The sequence below is a fragment of the Flavobacteriaceae bacterium genome (assembly GCA_003443635.1).
Lineage (GTDB): Bacteria > Bacteroidota > Bacteroidia > Flavobacteriales > Flavobacteriaceae > AU392.
In genome coordinates this window covers 40,582-61,304 of the sequence record CP031964.1, presented here as the reverse complement: position 1 = coordinate 61,304, position 20,723 = coordinate 40,582, and the positions used below count along the sequence as shown (strand labels likewise).

General features: G+C 29.1%; 15 protein-coding genes, 1 tRNA gene and 1 pseudogene. 16 read left to right on the top strand and 1 reads right to left on the bottom strand.

The window, feature by feature from the left end; translation table 11 throughout:
• Positions 1–63: 63 nt before the first annotated feature.
• The 11 genes from D1817_00205 to D1817_00155 all read left to right on the top strand — a co-directional run bounded on the left by D1817_00205 (position 64) and on the right by D1817_00155 (position 13,691).
• Positions 64–2,652 (top strand): peptidase M1, encoded by a 2,589-nt coding sequence (locus D1817_00205; protein AXT18339.1) that lies wholly within the window; start codon positions 64–66, stop codon positions 2,650–2,652.
• Positions 2,652–3,581 (top strand): DUF58 domain-containing protein, encoded by a 930-nt coding sequence (locus tag D1817_00200; protein AXT18338.1) that lies wholly within the window; start codon positions 2,652–2,654, stop codon positions 3,579–3,581. The genes D1817_00205 and D1817_00200 overlap by 1 nt, the downstream gene beginning before the upstream one ends.
• 81 nt (positions 3,582–3,662) lie before the next feature.
• A tRNA-Asp gene (locus tag D1817_00195) sits at positions 3,663–3,739 on the top strand.
• 296 nt (positions 3,740–4,035) lie between these two features.
• Positions 4,036–4,359, top strand: coding sequence for a PadR family transcriptional regulator (locus D1817_00190; GenBank protein AXT18337.1), 324 nt, complete (start codon positions 4,036–4,038; stop codon positions 4,357–4,359).
• Between the two features lie 13 nt (positions 4,360–4,372).
• Entirely contained in the window at positions 4,373–6,970 is a 2,598-nt protein-coding gene (locus tag D1817_00185; protein AXT18336.1) for an ABC transporter permease, read from the top strand.
• Between the two features lie 630 nt (positions 6,971–7,600).
• Positions 7,601–7,837 carry a hypothetical protein gene (locus D1817_00180; protein AXT18335.1) on the top strand — a complete coding sequence of 79 codons (237 nt, stop codon included), beginning with the start codon at positions 7,601–7,603 and terminating at the stop codon, positions 7,835–7,837.
• Between the two features lie 526 nt (positions 7,838–8,363).
• Complete coding sequence (locus tag D1817_00175) at positions 8,364–8,576, top strand: hypothetical protein (protein AXT18334.1); 213 nt, start codon at positions 8,364–8,366, stop codon at positions 8,574–8,576.
• Between the two features lie 536 nt (positions 8,577–9,112).
• Positions 9,113–10,600 (top strand): ankyrin repeat domain-containing protein, encoded by a 1,488-nt coding sequence (locus D1817_00170; protein ID AXT18333.1) that lies wholly within the window; start codon positions 9,113–9,115, stop codon positions 10,598–10,600.
• 4 nt (positions 10,601–10,604) lie between these two features.
• Positions 10,605–11,099 (top strand): DUF2271 domain-containing protein, encoded by a 495-nt coding sequence (locus D1817_00165; GenBank protein AXT18332.1) that lies wholly within the window; start codon positions 10,605–10,607, stop codon positions 11,097–11,099.
• A gap of 10 nt (positions 11,100–11,109) precedes the next feature.
• Positions 11,110–13,308: an FAD-binding oxidoreductase gene (locus tag D1817_00160; GenBank protein AXT18331.1), complete on the top strand. Its 2,199-nt coding sequence runs from the start codon at positions 11,110–11,112 to the stop codon at positions 13,306–13,308.
• Between the two features lie 11 nt (positions 13,309–13,319).
• Positions 13,320–13,691, top strand: a complete 372-nt coding sequence (locus D1817_00155; GenBank protein ID AXT21189.1) for a hypothetical protein — start codon at positions 13,320–13,322, stop codon at positions 13,689–13,691.
• Between the two features lie 60 nt (positions 13,692–13,751).
• Here the strand turns inward: D1817_00155 and D1817_00150 are convergent, their stop codons facing one another.
• Positions 13,752–14,678: a hypothetical protein gene (locus D1817_00150; protein AXT18330.1), complete on the bottom strand. Its 927-nt coding sequence runs from the start codon at positions 14,676–14,678 to the stop codon at positions 13,752–13,754.
• Positions 14,679–14,994: 316 nt separating this feature from the next.
• On the opposite strand from D1817_00150, the gene D1817_00145 reads away from it, so the two are divergent.
• From D1817_00145 to D1817_00125, 5 genes and pseudogenes are all read left to right on the top strand, one after another.
• A complete protein-coding gene (locus tag D1817_00145; protein AXT18329.1) occupies positions 14,995–15,390 on the top strand; it encodes a hypothetical protein in 396 nt (131 codons plus the stop codon).
• The gene (locus tag D1817_00140) at positions 15,356–15,721 is read left to right on the top strand and encodes a response regulator (GenBank protein AXT18328.1); all 366 of its coding nucleotides are present in this window, start codon (positions 15,356–15,358) and stop codon (positions 15,719–15,721) included. Before D1817_00145 ends, D1817_00140 begins: the two co-directional genes overlap by 35 nt.
• A 6-nt stretch (positions 15,722–15,727) precedes the next feature.
• A pseudogene (locus tag D1817_00135) lies at positions 15,728–16,768 on the top strand (hypothetical protein).
• Between the two features lie 65 nt (positions 16,769–16,833).
• Positions 16,834–18,270, top strand: a complete 1,437-nt coding sequence (locus D1817_00130; protein ID AXT18327.1) for a glycosyltransferase — start codon at positions 16,834–16,836, stop codon at positions 18,268–18,270.
• Positions 18,271–18,288: 18 nt separating this feature from the next.
• Positions 18,289–20,715: a sulfatase gene (locus D1817_00125; protein ID AXT18326.1), complete on the top strand. Its 2,427-nt coding sequence runs from the start codon at positions 18,289–18,291 to the stop codon at positions 20,713–20,715.
• The last annotated feature ends 8 nt before the right edge of the window (positions 20,716–20,723 follow it).

Sequence of the window (20,723 nt, the reverse complement as noted above, 5' to 3'; positions counted from 1 at the left end):
AAAGGTTTGGCGTAATGCCAAACCTTTTTTATTTTAGAAAACTCATAAAAATACTTCAAGTTAATGCATCTTAAATTAACACGTTTTACACAAAAAATAAGTTTTGTTCTTTTAATTTCTTGTTTGATTTCTTGTGATACTACAGAGAAAAAGACAGAGTTGGTTTTAGAGAAAGGTATTTCTTTGGAATTAGCAACTTATAGAAAACAGCAGGTTGAAAATATTGTTTATAATTTAAATTTTAAAATCCCTAAAGAAAAACAAACGCCAATAGCTTCAATTTTAAATTTAAATGTAGATATTAACGATTTAGAACATCCGTTATTTTTAGATTTTAATGAAAGTAAAGAAAACATACATAGCGTTACTGTAAATGGAGTATCTACAGAAGTAATGCATGATAAAGAACATGTTATTATACCACAAGATCATTTAAAGATAGGAAATAACACAGTCGAAATAGTGTTTACTGCAGGAGAGTTATCCTTAAACAGAAACGATGACTTTTTATATACTCTTTTTGTGCCAGATCGTGCAAGTACAGTGTTTCCGTGTTTTGATCAACCAGATTTAAAAGGTGTTTATAAGTTAAATATCTCTGCACCTATTGGTTGGGAAGTACTTTGCGGTGCGCCTTTAGAAAGTAAAACAGAAACTGATGGAATAGCGACCTATCAATATGAAGAGACTGATAAAATGAGTACCTATCTATTTTCGTTTGTAGCGGGTGAGTTTCAAGAAACGACACAGCGTTTAGGTGCGTTAGATATGAAACTGATTCACCGTGAAACTAACGAAGAAAAGATAGCAACAAGTACCGATGAGATTTTTAAATTACATGATCAAGCTGTTAATTTTTTAGAAGATTATACGCAGCAAGAGTTTCCTTTTAAAAAGTTAGATTTTGCATGCATTCCAGGATTTCAATATGGAGGAATGGAGCATGTAGGTGCAATACAATACCGCTCATCTTCACTGTTTTTAGATAAAAGTGCTACCGATAGCAGAAAATTAGGACGTTGCAAACTTATTGCTCACGAAACAGCACATATGTGGTTTGGAGATTTAGTAACGATGAAATGGTTTAACGATGTATGGATGAAAGAGGTCTTCGCTAATTTTATGGCCGATAAGATTGCTAATCCAGCGTTTCCTGAAATTAATCATTCACTACAGTTTATGACGACGCACTACCCAAGTGCTTATAGTGAAGATAGAACAAAAGGCGCAAACCCGATACGCCAGAAATTAGATAACTTAAAAAATGCAGGTACACTTTACGGACGTATAATCTATAATAAAGCTCCAATAATGATGCGCCAGTTAGAAGCGGTCATGGGTGAGACTAATTTTAAAGCTGGTATTCGAGATTATATTAAAGCATTTGCAAATAGTAATGCAGATTGGAATGAGTTAGTAGCTATTTTAGACAGTAAAACGGAAGTTGACATGAAACGATGGAGTGATGTTTGGGTAAATCAATCTGGGCGTCCAATTATCGATAGCAAAATCGAATATGTTGATGACAAGATAAGTCGTTTTAAAATTAGTCAATCTGCCGAAGACGGAAGCACTAACTTATGGACACAATCTTTTGATATCGGATTAGTATATCCAAATGAAATAAAAGTGATTCCAGTGCAATTAGATAGTAAAAATATAATATTAAAAACTGCTGAAGGCTTACCTAAACCTGAAACAGTTATTTATAATTATAATGGATTTGGATACGGGGTATTCCCGATAGATGATCATAAAATTGAAGCGATACACACTGTTTCTGATGAGGTTGCACGTGGCTATAGCTATATTAATTTATACGAGAATACACTTAAAGGTACTATTAAACCTAATGATGCTTTTAAGGTATTAGCAGAAGGGTTTGTTGTTGAAAACGAAGAGCTTATTGCACGTATGATCTCTGGGTATGCACAAAATATATTCTGGAAGTTTTTAACTAATGAAGAGCGTTTTGCAAATTTATCGACTTTAGAATCTCGATTAAAAAATCGTTTGTATACAGATATTTCTTTTGGAATGAAAAAAACTGTGTTTAATTTTTATCGAGGATTGGCTTATTCTGATTCTGGTAAAGATTTTTTATATCAGTTGTGGACTAAAAAGATAACAATCCCCGAATTAATTCTTAACGAAGATGATTATACAAGTATAGCTAGTACTTTAGCTATTTATGAACATAAAGACAGTGAAACTATTTTAACAAAGGCTAAAGACGCTATTTCTAACCCAGATCGCAAGCTACGATTTGAGTTTTTATTACCTTCATTATCATCAGACGAAAGTGAACGTAATACATTTATGCAAAGCTTATCTGATGCCAATAATAGAGAAAAAGAATCTTGGGTATTAGCTGCTTTAGGAAATATTCATCACCCATTACGACAAGTGTCAGCTCAGCAGCATTTAAAAACAAGCTTAGAATTATTAGAAGAAATACAATTAACAGGAGATATCTTTTTTCCAAAAGGCTGGTTAAACAATACCATTGGTAATTATTCTTCTAAGTATGCGTATGACGTATTGGAAACATTTTTGGCTGAAAACCCAGACTTTAATCCAGTACTTAAAAATAAATTACTCCAATCTGCAGATGGCTTGTATCGTGCACAAAATATAACCCCAGTTCAGTAATGGATTTACAAAACGAATTACATAAAGCTTCAGGTTTTAAAAACCTTGAGTTACTTGCCAAACAAGTAGTAGAAGGGTTTATAGCAGGAATGCATAAGAGTCCTTTTCATGGATTTTCTGCCGAATTTGCTGAACATAAAATTTACAATCAAGGAGAAAGCACAAGACATATCGATTGGAAATTATTTGCTAAAACAGATAAATTATATACCAAACGCTATGACGAAGAAACCAATTTACGTTGTCATATTATTATAGATAATAGTAGCTCGATGCATTACCCTTTAGTAGATAGTTTGTCGATAGATTCACTAAACAAAATAGGGTTTTCGGCATTGGCATCAGCATCACTAATGCATATTTTAAAAAAACAACGTGATGCTGTTGGTCTAAGTGTATATAGTAATGCCTACGATTATTATGCTCCAGAGAAAGGAAGTGAGAGACATCACAGAATGCTATTGAATCAACTGAGTGAAATGGCAATTTCTAAACCTCAGAATAAGCAGACAGAAACTTACGAATATCTACATCAAATTGCAGAAAAGATACATCGCCGCTCGATGATTTTCTTATTTACAGACATGTTTCAAACTGGTGTTAATGAGAATAAACTTTTTGAAGCCCTACGTCATTTGAAATACAATAAACACGATGTGATTTTATTTCATGTGTTTGATAAAGAAAAAGAATTAAGTTTCGATTTTGATAATAAACCTAAGCGTTTTGTAGATGTAGAGACAGGTGAACATATCGATTTGTATGCAGAAAATATTAAAGCCAATTACAAAACGGCGGTAGATGCTTATTTTAATAATATTCGCTTAAAATGCGGACAGTATCAGATAAAATACGTGGAAGCAAATGTTAACGAAAATTTTAATAAAATACTGACTACCTATATGGTAGAGCGTCAAAAATTTATTTAATTTTTTTTTAGATTAAAAAACACGAAAAAAGATTTGTGTTATAAAAAATGCAATGTATATTTGCAACCGCAATAATGCAACGGTTTGGTAGTTCAGTTGGTTAGAATACCTGCCTGTCACGCAGGGGGTCGCGGGTTCGAGTCCCGTCCAGACCGCAAACTAAGCCTCTTTTTAGAGGCTTTTTTGATATAAAGATGTTGTGTTGTTCTCGAAGTAACATTCGAGAAAGTAGTGAGAGTCGTATTTATACGAATCTTACCAATGAGAAGCTTTCCTTTTTTCTTAACAGAAAATAGGGATGCTTTTTTGTTTTAAGGCTATTTGATCTATAATAATTATTTCAGCAAAATAAATCTACTTATAGATATGCTATACATGTTCAATAAATGATTTATTAGTTTTTATTTTGTAGAACAAATAAATTTAATATATTTGTTCTACTTAATAGAAAGAAATGAAAGAAACACAACTTGGTGATTTTGAAGAGACCATATTATTGCTCGTAGGTATTTTAATGAATGATGCATATGCTTTTAAAATTGCTGAAGAGTTTGAGTCGCAAACTAACAGAAGAGTGTCGATAGGGTCTGTACATTCAACTTTAAGTAGACTTACCAAAAAGGGGTTTTTAATATCTGAAATGACAGGAGCATCAAACGAACGTGGAGGTAGAAGGAAGCGTGTGTATTCTATCACAGCATCTGGGAAGCTAGTATTAGAAAAAGCTAGAGAATTTAAACTTTCGCTTTGGAAACAATTTCCTGCATTTGGTAATTAATTTCTAATATATTTTGAAAAATAAGCCACCAAAAATAGCTCAGAAACTACTTAGATTTTTTTTAAAAGAAGATTTAGAGGAAGAAGTATTAGGTGATCTTTTAGAAAATTACAAATCTATGAGTGAAAATATGTCAAAAAGGAAAGTCAAGTTGAATTATTGGTATCAGGTTTTAAATTATATAAGACCATTCGCTCTAAAGAAAATTTTACCTAATTTAATTTTTGAAAATAAAATGTTTAGACACGATGTACTTATTTCACTTCGTTCTTTTAAGCGTTATAAAGGAACATTTTTTATAAATCTTATAGGCCTTGTGTGTGGTATATGCTCGGCAATGTTTATATACTTATGGGTTCATAAGGAGTTGAGTTTTGATAAATTTCATGCAAAAAAAGAGACTATTTATCAAGTATTACAAAATGCAGAAACAGCGGCAGGGATTTTAACTTTTGAATGGACACCAGCATTATTAGCACCTACTTTAAAAGAGCGTTTCCCTAATGTAGAATATGCTACTAGTGTTATACCTACGGAATACTTTGAAGAGACTAGTTATTTAATTAATGATAACAACTATTTTGAAATCAATGAGCAGTTTGTAGATGAAGATTTTTTGAAGGTATTTTCTTTTAATATAATCTATGGTAATGAAAATTCTTTAAACCAAAGCTCTAGTAATGTGTTAATTTCAGAATCTGTAGCGTTGCGTTTATTTGGAAAAAAGAATGTAATAGGTAAAGTAGTTAAGCTGCAAAATGAGATTTTAGAAAAAGATTATTTAATTGGAGGTGTTTTTAAAGATGTACCATCTGCTTCTAGTTTAAATTTTAATGTTTTAGTGAACTTGCGAGAGTTTCAATTGGCGAAAAGTGAAGATTTTTTTAATTGGAATAATAATAACCCTAGTACTTATATTGCCTTAAATGAATCAACTGATTTAAATGGATTTAATACGTCTATTTATAATCTAGTAGAACAGTTTGATTCGAAAGTAAAGACAAAATTATTCACTCAAAAACTAGTAGATCGCTATTTATATGGAAATTATGTAGATGGAATACCAAAAGAAGGTCGGATAATATACATAAGACTTTTTGCACTTATAGGATTTGTGCTATTATTGATTGCTTGTATAAATTTTATGAATTTATCGACTGCTAAAGCAAGTACAAGACTAAAAGAGTTGGGTGTAAAGAAAACACTGGGCGCTTCAAGATGGTCGCTTCTAAGACAATATTATACAGAAGCTTTTCTAATTTCCTTAATTGCGAGTACCTGCTCATTAGTACTTGTATATTTTACTCTTCCTCTTTTTAATGAAGTTACCGGAAGTTCATTATCCTTAATTTGGGACATTGAATTGATTCTGGGATTAATAGGGATTACACTATTGAGCACAATTATTTCTGGGAGTTATCCAGCTATATATTTATCTAAACTAAAAACATTAGCTTCTTTAAGTGGACGTTTATCAGGAAGTTTTAGCGATTTATGGGTGAGACGGTCTTTAGTAATTTTTCAGTTTTCTGCTAGTATTATTCTAATTGCTGGAGTTTTAATTATAAATAGGCAAATAGATTATATTCATACCAAAAATTTAGGATATGATCGTGATAATGTATTTTATTTTTCAAATGATGGTATAGAAGAATCAGATCAAGAATTACTCTTAAATGAAATTAATAAGATATCTGGAGTTAAAAATGCTGCTGCTGCCGACAATAACCTTACAGGTAATTTTGGAAGAACAGGAGGGGTTCATTGGCCAAAACAATTACCAGAAGAAAAACTAAGTTTTATAAAAATAGAAACAGGAGCCAATTTTATTGAAACTATGGGTATAGATATGCACTCTGGACGTTCTTTTGATGCAGAAAGATTAAGTGATTATACTGATAAAGTGATTTTAAACCAAACAGCAGTTAAAAAGATGCAATTAGACAATCCAGTTGGTACTATTATAAAGTTATGGGGTAGAGATCGACAAGTAATTGGTGTAGTTAAGGATTTTCATGCATTAAGTCTATATGAAAAGATTGAACCTACATTAATGATTATTTCAAAGGATAAACTCTCTGAAACTTTCGTTAAGATAAGACCAGGAAATTTAGTCACTACGATCAATCAAATTGAAGACATTTATAAGAAATTTAGCCAAGGTTTACCTTTTAAATATGATTTTGTCGATAAAACGTATAGTGCTATTTATAAAGGAGAAAAACAAGTTGCTGATTTATCAAAATTGTTTTGTGCTATTGCTATTATTATTTCTTGTCTAGGCCTTATGGGATTAGCTTCTTTTGTTTCAGAGCGACGAACTAAAGAAATAGGCATTAGAAAAGTTTTAGGATCTAGTAATATAAGTTTAATAAAACTACTTTCTTCAGACTTCATTCGTACCATTTCACTTGCAATTTTATTGAGTATTCCAATAAGTTATTATTTATCGTATAATTGGGTGCAGAATTTTGCTTATGCTATTGAAATTAAATGGTGGTACTTTGCGTTGGTAACCTTGGTAACGTTTATGATTTTTTCACTTACGGTTCTATCACAAATACTAAGAGTTATTAGCGCAAAAGCTATTGATTCTCTAAGATGTGAATAAATTTTTTAGAATTATATTTTAAAATAATGGAATGAAAAACTTTCTTTTTTTCTTAACAGAAAATCGAGATGCTTTTTGTTTTAGAGTCATTTCTGCTTGCATTTTAAACTCTAATTGTACACCTTTTTCTTGTATTTAGATTTTTTCAATTTAATAATAGTAGACTCAAACGAATTTAATTTTCTAAACTAGAAATATTTAACATATAAATATTGGTTAAAATTTTTGATTGAACTTATAGTAAAATATTGAAAAGTAAGGTTTTGTTGCAATTATCTTGTGGTTTTTCCGTAATAAAAATTCAAATTTTATAAGTAGTTTTAGATAGAAATTAATTATTTCTATTACTGTAATTTAACCATCAGTTTATAGGTATTAGAAAATACAAAGATTTGAAAATTTTTATACAAACCACTTAGACGCTTTTAGTATTCATTTTCAAATCCTAACCTATAAACACTAGCAGGCTCCCTACTTTTGTTTTGTCTTTTAAATTACATATCTCTTATTAGAAAATAATCAAAACATATAAAATGTTTTGGTAAATAATATTCTCTCGCGAGGAATTGGCATACACTGTGAATGCCATTAAATGTTCACAGCCTTAAATAATGTATTAAAAATATAATTATGAGAAATTTACAAAATTTAAAAGGCGCTCATTCTTTATCTAAAAACGAACAAAAAGAAATTAAAGGAGGTCTTTTTATTGGAGGGACAGGAAATACAAATGATGAATGTAATAACAATTGTGATTGTTTTCATTCACATGGACCTAGTAACTTGTCTTTTGGATTTGTTTGTGCAAATATAGGAGGATCAAATCGATGTGTTGAAGGCATTTATTTTGAGCCACCTTGCGGGTAATTTATAGATTAATCAAACCTTCTTCTTAATGAGAAGGTTTGATTCTTCAAGATTCTTTTTATATAAAACTAATTCTTTATAAAAAATATACAGATAAGTTGAGGTTAAAGATGATATAAACAATAATCATCAAGAATTCAACGAGCAAAATAAAATTCCTACTATTTAATATGAAAATAATTCAAATTAGATAGTTAACAATATTCTTTCGCGAAGAATAGGCATATACTGTGAGTGCCTTTAAATGTTCACGGTTTTATTAATTATTAAAACTTTTTTATTATGAAAGATTTATTAAAACTAGGAAAAGCTTTAAATAGAGCTGAACAAAAAGAAGTATTAGGAGGGGCAATATTATGTCCTACTTGTGAGCCTTCAGGCGAAGATTGTGGTAATGCAGCTCCATGTAAATTTGGGAATGTATGTATTTTAGGTACATGTCAATGTCCTTTTTAGAGTAAAAAAACCTAGCCTTGAGTATTATTAAAACGCTCAAGGCTTTATTAGATTATTAAAATTATGTATTATGAAAAATTTAAAAAACTTAGGAAAAATCCTAAACAAGAATGATCAAAAATTAATTAATGGAGGAAATCCAGGAGGGTGTATAGGCTTTTCAGGTGCATGTACACCTAGTAGTAATAATAGTGGTTGTTGTACTGGATTGGTTTGTGTTTCTCAATGTCCAGGTTTTATTCCTTTCACATGTCAATTTGAAGGAATTCCTTTAGAGCATTAATCTTTTGGCAAAATGATCTTCAAGTTCATTTTCCAATAAAAAAGAATCTCTCTATTTTTTGAATTGAGAGATTCTTTGAAATCAGAACCTTATATTAATGAGTAAAAATAAATTTCTAAGAAATATAAAAATTAAAAATACCCTTCACATAAAAGATGATTTAAAAACTGTTTAAACTTAATAATATATAACTCTCTAACATAGAGATATTGTGTTGTTTTCGAAATAACATCTAGTAAATAGTGAGAATCGTGATTGTGCGAATCTTATCAACGAGAAGCATCCCTTTTTTCTTAACAGAAAATAGGGATGCTTTTTTATTTTATAACTATTTAAATATAAACTTAAAAAAGACTTTAAATAATGGATAGAAAATAAAATAATATAAAAGAAAATTAATAAAGAAATGTAAAGCTTATTCGATTAGATTATCTAAACGTTAAATTAACTAAAAAGTAACAAAATAAATTTTATTTAGAATCATTCTATCATATATTTGCAACCTTATTTAGATTAATTAAAAATAAATTTTCAAAATGAAATATATAACTTTATTATTATTTGTAATTGTATTTAATGGAAGTGCTCAAAATACAAATGTGTTTTTAGATAGAGCATTTTGGAAAGCCAATCCAAGTATAGATCTTATAGATAAAGAAATTGCTAAAGGCAATAATATTTTAGAGTTTAACCAATCTACCTTTAATGGGCTATCATATGCAATTTTAGATGGTGTAGATAATGAAACGATTAAACATATATTTAAAAAAGAGAAAGTAGATGTTAATATGTTAACTCATGATGCTAGAACTTATATTTTTTGGGCAGCTAGTAGAAATAATGTAGAGTTAATGGAGTTTTTAATTAAAAATGGGGCTAAACTGGATATTAAAGACAGTAATGCCAATACTGTACTAAACTATGCCGCTTTAAATGGGCAAACCAATCCAAAATTATATGACCTACTTATATCTAATGGAGTAGATATTAAAGAAGAGAAAACTCTTTATGGAGCAAATGCTTTATTATTAGTAGCACCTTATGTTAAAGATTTTAAAGAAATTGAATACTTTATATCTAAAGGAATAGATATTAATACTACAGATACTAATGGAAATGGAATTTTTAACTATGTTGCCAGATCTGGTAATACCAAAATGTTAAATACACTTATTAAAAAAGGAGTTTCCTATAAGAAACCTAATAAAGAAGGTGGTAACGCAATGTTTTTTGCTAGCCAGGGGTTACGTAGAAAAGCGAATTCTTTAGAGTTTTTTAAGTACTTAGAATCATTAGGTATTAAACCAAATACAATTACAGATAAAGGAGAATCACCGTTACATACTTTAGCATTTAGAAGTAATGATAAAGAGGTATTTAATTATTTTATTAATAAAGGTGTAGATGTAAATCAAGCTAATAATGAAGGAAATACTGCTTTTATGAATGCAGTTAGAAGAAATAACCTTGAAATAGTTTCATTTTTATCAACCTATTTAAAAGATATTAATAATACGAATAATAAAGGTGTTTCATCACTAGCTCTAGCTATACGATATAACACTCCTGAAATAGTAGAATTTATTATTAATAAAGAGGCAAGTATAGAGGGGAATGATGCAAAAGGAAATAATATTGGGTATTATCTAATTAATTCTTATAGCTCAGCAAGGAAAGAAAGTTTTGAGAGTAAATTAAAACTATTACAATCTAAAAACTTTGATTTTAATACCCCCCAAGAAAGTGGAAGTACTCTGTTACATATTGCTTTAGATAAAAACAATTTAGATTTATTAAAATATTTGCAGGCATTTAAGATTGATGTAAATACAATAAATGACGAAGGTGTTACTATCCTACATAAAGCCGTAATGACTGCTAAAGACGATAAAATTATTAAATATCTAATAGCTATAGGAGCAGACAAAAACATAAAAACAAGTTTTGAAGAATCTGTTTTTGATTTAGCAAGTGAAAACGAGTTACTACAAAAAAATAATATAGATATCAGTTTTTTAAAATAGAAAGATGAAAAGAGCACAGATTTTTAAAATAATTCCAGTATTAATAATCGTTGTTTTTGCATTGTTTGGGTTTAAAAGCAATGCGCCAAGTAGCAAATATAAATGCTTGATTCAAATGATTAATTATACAGGGGAAGGCGCTTACATTACTATTTCATTAATGAACCCAGAAGGAGAATACGAAAAAACACTTTATGTGCAAGGAGATGATAAAGAATGGTATCACGATATTAAAGAGTGGTGGAAATTTTATGGAAAAAGACGTACAGACATAGATGCTATTACTGGAGCTACTATTAGTGGTGGACAAAGGAGGATTAGTATTATTGAACTAGATGATGATAAAATTGATACAGGCTATAAAATTCGCTTTGAAACTGCTATAGAAGATAAAGGATATAATACTTCTGATGTAGAATTTGAATTAACATCAGAAACGATTAAAAGTAAATTTGAAGGAACAGGGTTTATAAGATATGTCCGTATGTTACCCCAGTAATATGAGTTAAATGACTATTTCAATTTGGAGATATAGCCATCTTACTTTAGCTATTTCTTCTGCTTTATTTTTAATATTAGCTTCTGTAACTGGGATTATTTTAGCTTTTGAACCTATCTCCAATCAGCTGCAACCTTATAATATTGAAGCTGCAAAAGAGATACGTTTATCACAAACTATATCAATATTAGAAGAAACCTACGATGAAATTTTAACTGTTGAAATAGATAATAATGATTTTGTTAGTGCTTCGGTTATAACTACTGAAGGAGAAAATGAATTTTTTTATATTAATCCAATAACTGGTGAGAAAATAGGTGACATAATAGAAAAAAAACCTATTTTTAAATTTGCAACTAATTTGCATAGATCCCTATTTTTAAAAAGAATAGGTCGTTTTTTTGTTGGATTAGTTTCTTTTTTATTGTTTTTAATAGCTATTACTGGAGTACTCTTAATTATCAAGAGACAAGGTAATCTAAAACGCTTCTTTTCAAAAATTAATAAAGAATATTTTGAGCAGTATTACCATATCATTTTTGGTCGATTTTTATTAATTCCAATATTAATTATAGCATTAACGGGAGTCTATTTATCGTTGGAAAAATTTTCTTTACTTCCTTCAAATAAAATAAATCATGATATAAATTATAATACAATAACTGATACGCCTAAAAAAGAGGTTAAGGAGTTTGATGTATTTAATTCTATACAATTAAAGGATGTTAGAGGTGTAGAGTTTCCTTTTTCTGATGATGCAGAAGATTATTTCTATATTAAACTTTTAGATAAGGAAATTATAGTTAATCAATATACTGGAAAAATACTAAGTGAAATAGAATATCCTTTTGTAACTCTTGCATCCAATTGGAGCTTAATAATGCATACAGGGCAAGGAAGTATACTATGGTCAATCATTTTACTATTAGCATCTATCTCTATTTTGTTTTTTATGTATTCAGGATTCTTAATGACGATAAGAAGACGTAAAAAAAGCAAGAATTTAAAGAATAAATATAAGAAGGATGAATGCGAGTATATTATTTTAGTTGGGTCTGAAACTGGTAGCACTTTTGGTTTTGCAAATATGTTATACAATGCGCTTTTAGATTTAAATAAAACAGTTTTTATTTCTGAGTTAAATAAATATGACTTCTACAAAAAAGCACAGCATTTAATTATTTTTACTGCTACTTATGGAGAAGGAGATGCCCCTATAAATGCAAAAAAATTCAAACAGGTTTTTAATAAAATAAAACCTAATAATAAACTTCATTTTTCTGTTTTGGGATTTGGTTCTTTAGCATATCCAGATTTTTGTAAGTATGCTATTGAAATTGATGATTTTTTAAACTCACATTCAAATTTCAAATCTGTTTTAGAATTACACAAAATAAACAACCAATCTTTTGAATCTTTTAAAAACTGGATCAAATTGTGGAACGAAAAAACAGGGTTACCAATTCTGATAAAACAGCCAGAAGTTAAAAAAAATAAAAATGATAAACCGTTTAAAGTTATTAGTAAAACTGTAATTAATGAAGATGATACATTTTTATTACGTTTAAAATCATTAAATAAAACAAAATTTCGATCAGGAGATTTATTTGCATTTTATCCAGAACAAGATAATGTAAAGCGTTTGTATTCTATTGGTAAAGTTGATGGAGACATTCTCTTAAGCATTAAAAAACACCAATTTGGTATCTGCTCTACATATTTTAATAAACTTGAAAATAATGATGTTATTAAAGCTTCAATAGAGCAAAACAAAGAGTTTAACTTTCCAACTAATGCAAAAACTGTTGTTATGATTGCTAATGGTACAGGGATAGCTCCTTTTTTAGGAATGTTAAATGAAAATAATAAAAAAGTTAAAACACATTTGTTTTGGGGAGGGCGTAATAAAACATCATTAGAATTATATAATGATATTATTGAAACTGCTAAAAAAACAAGGCGACTATCTACCTTAAATATAGCTTATTCACAAGAAAAAGAAGAAAGAGTGTATGTGCAAGATTTAATTTTTGAAGAAGCTGAATTTATGGCCAACGTATTAAAGAATAAAGGAGTTGTTCTTATTTGTGGGTCTGTAGCGATGCAAAATCAAGTTATCAAAGTTTTAGAAAGGATAACTAAAACACAGTTAAACTTACCTATAAGTGAGTTTCAAAATAGAGAACAAATTAGAATGGATTGCTATTAATAATTATTAGGATAATGGATGACATAAATACTATTTATTACAATGAGTTTGGTATAGCATTTCAATGGAAAAGGGGGTTTGCCAAAGATTTTAAGAGAGTTCAAATGGTTTTCAGAAATACAGGTTTATTTCTCTCTCCAGTAGAGCTAATTCAGTTTTCCGAAAATATTAATGAGTCACTTAACAGGCCACATCTATGTAAAGATTGTAAAAATAATGAATCTTGTAAATCATTATTGTTAGAAACTCCAATACCGCAAATTAGTTTCTCGATGAGTTATATTGAACTAAATAACATGCAAGATTTAGTTAGAGGTACACTATTTCAATTAGGTCTAGATAATATGTTAGGTGAGTTTATGATAGATAATAGTGGGTTATAACCTTTTTCTTTAATGTATTTCATACAACAGAGATACTTATCTTTCTGTTAATAGGAGAGATTAGTTATAATTTTTAGGCTCATATAAATAACTATTATTGTTTGCGTATTGCTCAATGGTTTCAAGCCCTACTTTTTTTCGTCTATCGTTAACAGTTTCATAATTTTTTATTGGATAGATAATATTCTTTTTTTTATCAGCATTCCAACGTGCTTGTGTTCCGTATATTTGTTTCTGATTTTTACGCATTAAAATCCTATCTGTTAAAAAAGCCATATACCTTGCTTTAGATTCACCTTTTTCGACAGATTCTTCTAAAAGAGATAAATATTTTTCTTGTATTTTTAAAGGCGCATGCTGAATAACTAACCATAACGATTGGTTTGCTAACTCCCCAACTTCACTTATGCCCATCCAGCCATTTTTTTCAATAACATCAATAACTCTTACTAAAACTAAACTGTCGTTTTCTGGTATTAACTCATAATTAAACCATTTGTAATTATATGAGTCACGCCCAAAATGCTTTTCTAAATCTGGTAATAATCGTCTTAGAGTTTGATCTTTAACCCTTAAATTTTCTAGCTCTTTTTTCATAGCGATGTTTAAAGAACTTAAATAATTTTCTTGAATTTTTGGAATTTGTGCTATAAATGTTTTCCATGTTTTTAAATCATGCAGTGGAGATAGATCATTATCCTGCTTCATCCAATTAATATCAGTCCAACCTGTTTTAATAGCTTTTTTTAAATAGCTAATAGCTTTGTCTGCATTGCCTGCTAATGAATTTGTACAAGCTGCATTGTAATAATCCGTGGAGTATCCGTTATGGATACTAAAAGCATTATCCCAAATTTTTATTGAAGCCTCATATTTTTTATTTGTATGAAGTTCGATTGCTTGAGAAACGAGCTCATTATAATTTTGTCCAGATACATTTTTACTGATAAAAAAAAAGATAAATAAAAGATAGATTGTTTTATACATTTTAAAATTGATTTTTAACTAAAAATTAAATTTGCAATGGTGATAAATATAAAAACTATTAAAACAGTTATATAACTATTTTAATAGTTTAACATTGTTTTAATAAATTTAAACCTTTGAAAATGAATGATTCTTTATCTTTTTTATTTCATATTTTTTACACTTCCCTGATAATCACCTTTTAATCTATTTTTATATAAAAATGCATTTTAACCTTATTTTTTTGCATTTTGTCGATATTTTTATATATATTGCCCTACTTTTTAATAATAAAATTAAAAAGCTTGTGTAAACAAATACTCCAAATTTGAACATAGTGAGCACAGTAAATTATAAATACATAGACCTACAAAGTCTAAAAGAAGATACACTTGATGATATAGCTGTTTTTAAAATGGTTATAGAGTTGTTTGTTGAAATTATTGATGAATTTGTTGATACTTTTAATAAAGAATTACCAAATAAAAACTGGAACACCCTATTCCAGATAACACATAAAATAAAGCCAAACATAACCATGTTTGGGATTGCGTCTTTAGAACCATCTATACTTAAGATGGAAAATCACCTTAGAAAAGAAGAACACCTTGAAGAAGTAGAAACACTAGCTAAACTATGTGTTTCCACACTTATAAGGGTTAAAGCTGAATTACTAAATGAACTTAAAGAGACGTTAGATGAACCCAAAAAAGATTGTATTAGCAGAAGATAATTCGACACTCTCGTTGCTATTAAAATTTAGACTCGAGAAAGAAGGCTACGAATTATTAATAGCTGTAGATGGTAAAGAAGCCATTGAACTGATTGAAACTCACAATCCTGATTTGATCTTAACAGATGTTATGATGCCTTTTGTAAGTGGATTAGAAGTGATTAGTCATTTAAGAAATAAGCTAGAAAAAGATACTCCAATAATTGTTTTTTCTTCTGCAGGTCAGGAAGAGATGATATTAAAAGCATTTAGCTTAGGAGCAAATGATTTTATGGGTAAACCTTTTAGCCCAAATGAGTTAGTGATTAGGGTTAAAAGACTTTTAAGTTAAAATAAGATGGATTATCAATATTTTATTGAGTATTACAAGGAATTTCCCTTTCTAATTAAGTTAGTCTGGGTAGTAAGCCTTGTTATGATATCAATAATAATTGTGCTAACAATCTATCTAAAAATAGTTCGCGCTTTTTTAAGAAAAAAGAAAATAGAAACTGAAAAACTAAAAATAAGTTATGAAACACTATTAGTTGAATATTTATATGCAGGAGAAGGGGACGATAACTTAATAAGTGAGCCTCAAAAAAATATAATAGAAAAATTAAAGAAAGATGTTTTAGTAGCATCCAAAAGGAAAATAATCATTTCAATTCTAGATAATTTAATGAATGAAATCTCTGGTGAGATGTCAGAATCTATTAAAATACTTTACTGCAAAACGGGGTTAATGGATTATGCGATGTTAAAACTAAAAAATAAAAATTGGTATGTAATTGCAAAAGGAATAACAGAATTAACACGTTTTAAAATAGAAAAATCACATCACGAAATTTCAAAATTCATTAAACACCCTAGAGTAGAAGTACGTAAAGAAACCCAATTGTACCTAGTTAATATGTTTAAGTTTGAAGGGCTTTCTTTTTTAAATAATTTAACGACACCTTTATCAGAATGGCAGCAAGTACAACTATTAGAAGTACTAAATAAATTCGAAGATCAGCAAATATGTGATATTAAACCTTGGTTAAAATCTAACAATGATACTGTAGTATTATTTGCATTAAAGCTCGCTCAAATTTATAATCAGTTTGAAGTAAAAGATGCATTAATGGACTTGCTTCCACACGAAAATAAAAATATTAGAATACGTACTATAGAAGTCCTTACCGATTTATATGGTATAGAAGCAAAAGATAGGTTAAAAGCTAACTTTAATGGGTTAAGCCTGGAAGAACAAATAAGTTTTTTCGAATTTTTAGAAAAATTGGTAGTGCCTTCAGACGAGCCATTTGTTGAAAAACACTTGTTTCATAAAGATTTTGAGATACAATTATTAGCGCTTAAAATTTTAAAATCTATTAATATAGATAAGTATATGGGGCTACAAGATCTCCCTACTCATAAAAAAACACCAGCAATGTTAAAACTTGTAAATGCAGTATAATTATGGATACGAGTACAGTTAATATTATATTACAAATCTTACATTATTTGTTTTTTGCATTTGCATTTGCTTCAATTGCATCGTATATCATATTATCGGTAATTTCTGCAAGAGAAACTATAGAATATGTTAAGAAAAATAGTTTTGTTAATTATAAAGATATTTTATCTTCTACCATATCACCTTCAATAACCATAATAGCTCCTGCATATAATGAGAGCTTAAATATTGTCGAAAATGTAAGGTCTTTATTGTCTAATCATTATGTAAATTATAAAGTAATTATTGTAAATGATGGTAGTGATGATGATAGTTTAGAAAAATTAATTAAAGCTTACGATTTAGAGAAGGTAGATTATATTGTTAATGAAAAAATTAAAACACAACCTCTACGCGAAGGAGTGTTTAAATCTAAAAATCCAGCTTTTGAAAAACTCACAGTTATTGATAAAGAAAATGGAGGTAAGGCAGATGCTTTAAATGTAGGGCTTAATATTAGCAAAAGTAAATATGTTGCTTGTATAGATGTAGATTGCTTATTGCTGGAAGACGCACTTCAAAAAATGATTAAACCATTTCTTGAAGCTACAGATGTGAGAGTAATTGCTGCAGGAGGTGTTATCCGTATTGCGAATTCTTGTGTGATAAAAAATGGGAAACTAATAGATGTTAATTTGCCAAAAAGCTTTCTTGTTCAATCTCAAATTTTAGAATATTTAAGAGCATTTTTATTAGGAAGAATGGCGTGGAGCAGATTAAATGGTTTATTGGTAATTTCTGGTGCTTTCGGGATTTTTGATAAAGAAATTGCCATTGCGGTTGGTGGATACGATACTAATACTGTTGGAGAAGATATGGAAATTACGGTACGGATGAGACGGTATATGGAAGAACAGAATCTAAAATATAGAGTGTCTTATATTCCAGATCCGTTGTGTTGGACTGAGGCGCCAGATAGCTATAAAGTACTTGTATCTCAACGTAACAGATGGGCAAGAGGTACTATAGAGACTTTAAAAAAACATCGTAAAATTGGATTCAATCCAAAATACGGATCTTTTGGATTATTAAGCTACCCATATTGGTTACTCTTTGAGCGATTGGCTCCAATTATTGAAATAATAGGGATTATTTACTTTACTGTTTTAGTTGTATTACAAGAAGTAAGATGGGAGTATGCATTATGCTTTACATTTATGGCTTACCTGTTTTCAGTACTGTTTTCTATTATAGCCATTTATTCTGAAGAACTAACATTTCATCAATATAAAAAGAAAGGAACAGGATATAAATTAGTTTTAATAAGTGCTTTAGAACCCTTTGTGTTACACCCTTTTGTATTATATGCAGCTATTAAAGGAAACTTTGATTATTACTTTAATAAGAAAAAGAAATGGGGGAAAATGAAACGAAGAGGATTAGTTAATACTGGAGTATAAGAATTTAAAAAAGGAGATATGAAATCTAACTTACAAACAAAAGATATATATAATTATGGGTACGCCATACTAGCTTTTATTTGTGCTTTTTGGTGTATCAGTGTATTTGAAATTTATTCTTCTAAACCTTCGGGAATTATAATTCCAAATTTAGGATCAGCAATTCTATACAAGTTACTTAACGATTTTTGGTGCGGCCTCATCATTGGTGTTTTACTATTCCCAATTTTCTTTTTAATAAAGTTGTTTTTTAAAAGAGCTCTTATTGTTATAAATATATTACTAGTAGTATTTGTTATTATTCAATTTTCATTGGTAAAATACAGTCTATCAACCTTGGTTAATTTAGGGGCTGATATCTTAGGATATTCTTATGATGACATATTTAGTACAGTTACAGTTTCAGAATCTATATCTATTGCATATTTCTTACCCTTTATAATTTTTCCTTTAGCATTTATTTTATCATACATACTACTTAAAAAATATATAAATAATCGCATTTTTATAGGAACTGGAGCACTTTTTATTTTAGTTTTTGGAAGTATAAAATTAGCACTTCCTGATGCTTCTTCAGAAATGTATCAAAATAAAACTTCGTATTTAACAAAGAGTATTATAAAATTTCAATCAGAGAAAAATAAGCTAAATGCATACAATATATTTGATAGAGAAGATTATCCATTATTAAAATCAACAGACAATTCTGAAGATGTATTATCATCATTTTTAGAAGTTAGAGAAGATAAACCTAATGTAGTTGTAATTGTTGTTGAAGGATTGGGGAGTGAATTTGTTGATGGTAATAATTTTAGCGGATTCACACCGTATTTAGATTCATTGATTACAAAATCCTTGTACTGGGAAAATTTTGTAAGTACTACGGGGCGCTCATTTGGAATTTTACCAGCTTTATTTGGCTCATTACCTTATGGAGAGAAAGGTTTTTTAGAGTTAGTAGATACACCTTCACACATATCACTTATGAGTGTTCTAAAATCTAATGGATATAATACTTCTTATTTTTCTGGAGGACCTTCTAGTTTTGATCGAAAAGTTAATTTTTTAGAATATAATGGAATTGATAATCTTATAGATGAAAAGAAATATGGTCCAAATTATGTGAAAACCAAAAGTGATGATAACGGATTTTCTTGGGGGTATCCAGATAGTGAGATTTTCAGGAAAGCACTATCTTCTTTAGATCTTGAGAAGCAACCAAGGTTAGATATTGTAATGTCACTCTCAAACCATGAACCTTTTGATTTTCCTAAAAAAGAAGCATATATGACCAAAGTAGAAGAAATGTTAAGCAACTCTTCTCATAGGTCTACATCTTTAAAAGAACAAATTTTAAATCATAAAGATATTTTTGGATGCTTACTGTATACTGATGATGCCATTAAGGAGTTTATGAATGCTTATGCAAAACGCCCTGATTATTCAAATACTATATTTATTATTACAGGGGATCATAGGTTGATTCCTATTGCTCAGAAAGATAAGCTGTGTAGATTTCATGTGCCTTTTCTAATCTTTAGCCCATTGCAAAAAAAGATTGAAAAATTTAAGTCCATTTCATCGCATTGGGACGTTACTCCAAGTTTATTGAGCTATTTAACAAATAATCACAAGTTTAAGCCTTTAGAAAAAACAGCTTGGATGGGTAAAGGATTAGATACTATGAGACAATTTAGAAATAGAAATTCTATTCCGCTAATGAGATATAAGGGAGGCCTTAATGATATTATTTATAAAGACTATTTATATGCCGATGGAGAATTATTTAAAATAAAAGAAAACTTTGGAACTTATAAAGTAATAGAAGAGGAGATTGTTAAAGAAATGGAAGATACATTAATTGAGTTTAAAAAAATGAATGCTTATGTAACTCAAAGAAATAAAATTTTTCCAGACTCTCTTAACATATACGTTCAACCTAAAACTAAATTTTCTGAAGCTCAACTTGCAGTTATTAATAAGTATGCTAACGATAAAACTTATGATGAGTTATTGTTAATCGCTAGAGATTTATCGTTTAATAAAGAATACGAAACAACGCGATTGCTTTGTGATTATATCTTAAATGAATTTCCAAATTATACAGATGCCAGAATCTTAAAAGGAAGAACCCTGGCTTGGGAAAGAAGTTATGCTGAATCCGAAAAAGTATTGTTAAACGCACTTAAAAGATCGCCTTTTTACAATGATGCTTACTCAGCTATTTTAGATATGTATTGGTGGTCGGGTCAAGAAGAAAAATCAATTCAAATTTTTGATCAAGCTATAAAAAATAAGCTAGAAGGCCCGGAATTAGGATTTAAGATGGCAAAAGCTCATCAACGGATGAACAATTTAAATCAGGCAAATAAAATAATGGATAGTATAATTACAAAATACCCAGATATCCCTGAATATTTAACCTTTAAAAAAACCTTAAAATAAGGGCAGAT

Excerpts from the sequence above, each read along its gene's own strand:
- D1817_00140 (AXT18328.1), top strand. The coding sequence starts at position 15,356 with ATGAACCCAAAAAAGATTGTATTAGCAGAAGATAATTCGACACTCTCG.
- D1817_00150 (AXT18330.1), bottom strand. The coding sequence starts at position 14,678 with ATGTATAAAACAATCTATCTTTTATTTATCTTTTTTTTTATCAGTAAA.
- D1817_00125 (AXT18326.1), top strand. The coding sequence starts at position 18,289 with ATGAAATCTAACTTACAAACAAAAGATATATATAATTATGGGTACGCC.
- D1817_00200 (AXT18338.1), top strand. The coding sequence starts at position 2,652 with ATGGATTTACAAAACGAATTACATAAAGCTTCAGGTTTTAAAAACCTT.
- D1817_00205 (AXT18339.1), top strand. The coding sequence starts at position 64 with ATGCATCTTAAATTAACACGTTTTACACAAAAAATAAGTTTTGTTCTT.
- D1817_00180 (AXT18335.1), top strand. The coding sequence starts at position 7,601 with ATGAGAAATTTACAAAATTTAAAAGGCGCTCATTCTTTATCTAAAAAC.
- D1817_00190 (AXT18337.1), top strand. The coding sequence starts at position 4,036 with ATGAAAGAAACACAACTTGGTGATTTTGAAGAGACCATATTATTGCTC.
- D1817_00175 (AXT18334.1), top strand. The coding sequence starts at position 8,364 with ATGAAAAATTTAAAAAACTTAGGAAAAATCCTAAACAAGAATGATCAA.
- D1817_00160 (AXT18331.1), top strand. The coding sequence starts at position 11,110 with ATGACTATTTCAATTTGGAGATATAGCCATCTTACTTTAGCTATTTCT.
- D1817_00170 (AXT18333.1), top strand. The coding sequence starts at position 9,113 with ATGAAATATATAACTTTATTATTATTTGTAATTGTATTTAATGGAAGT.
- D1817_00130 (AXT18327.1), top strand. The coding sequence starts at position 16,834 with ATGGATACGAGTACAGTTAATATTATATTACAAATCTTACATTATTTG.
- D1817_00165 (AXT18332.1), top strand. The coding sequence starts at position 10,605 with ATGAAAAGAGCACAGATTTTTAAAATAATTCCAGTATTAATAATCGTT.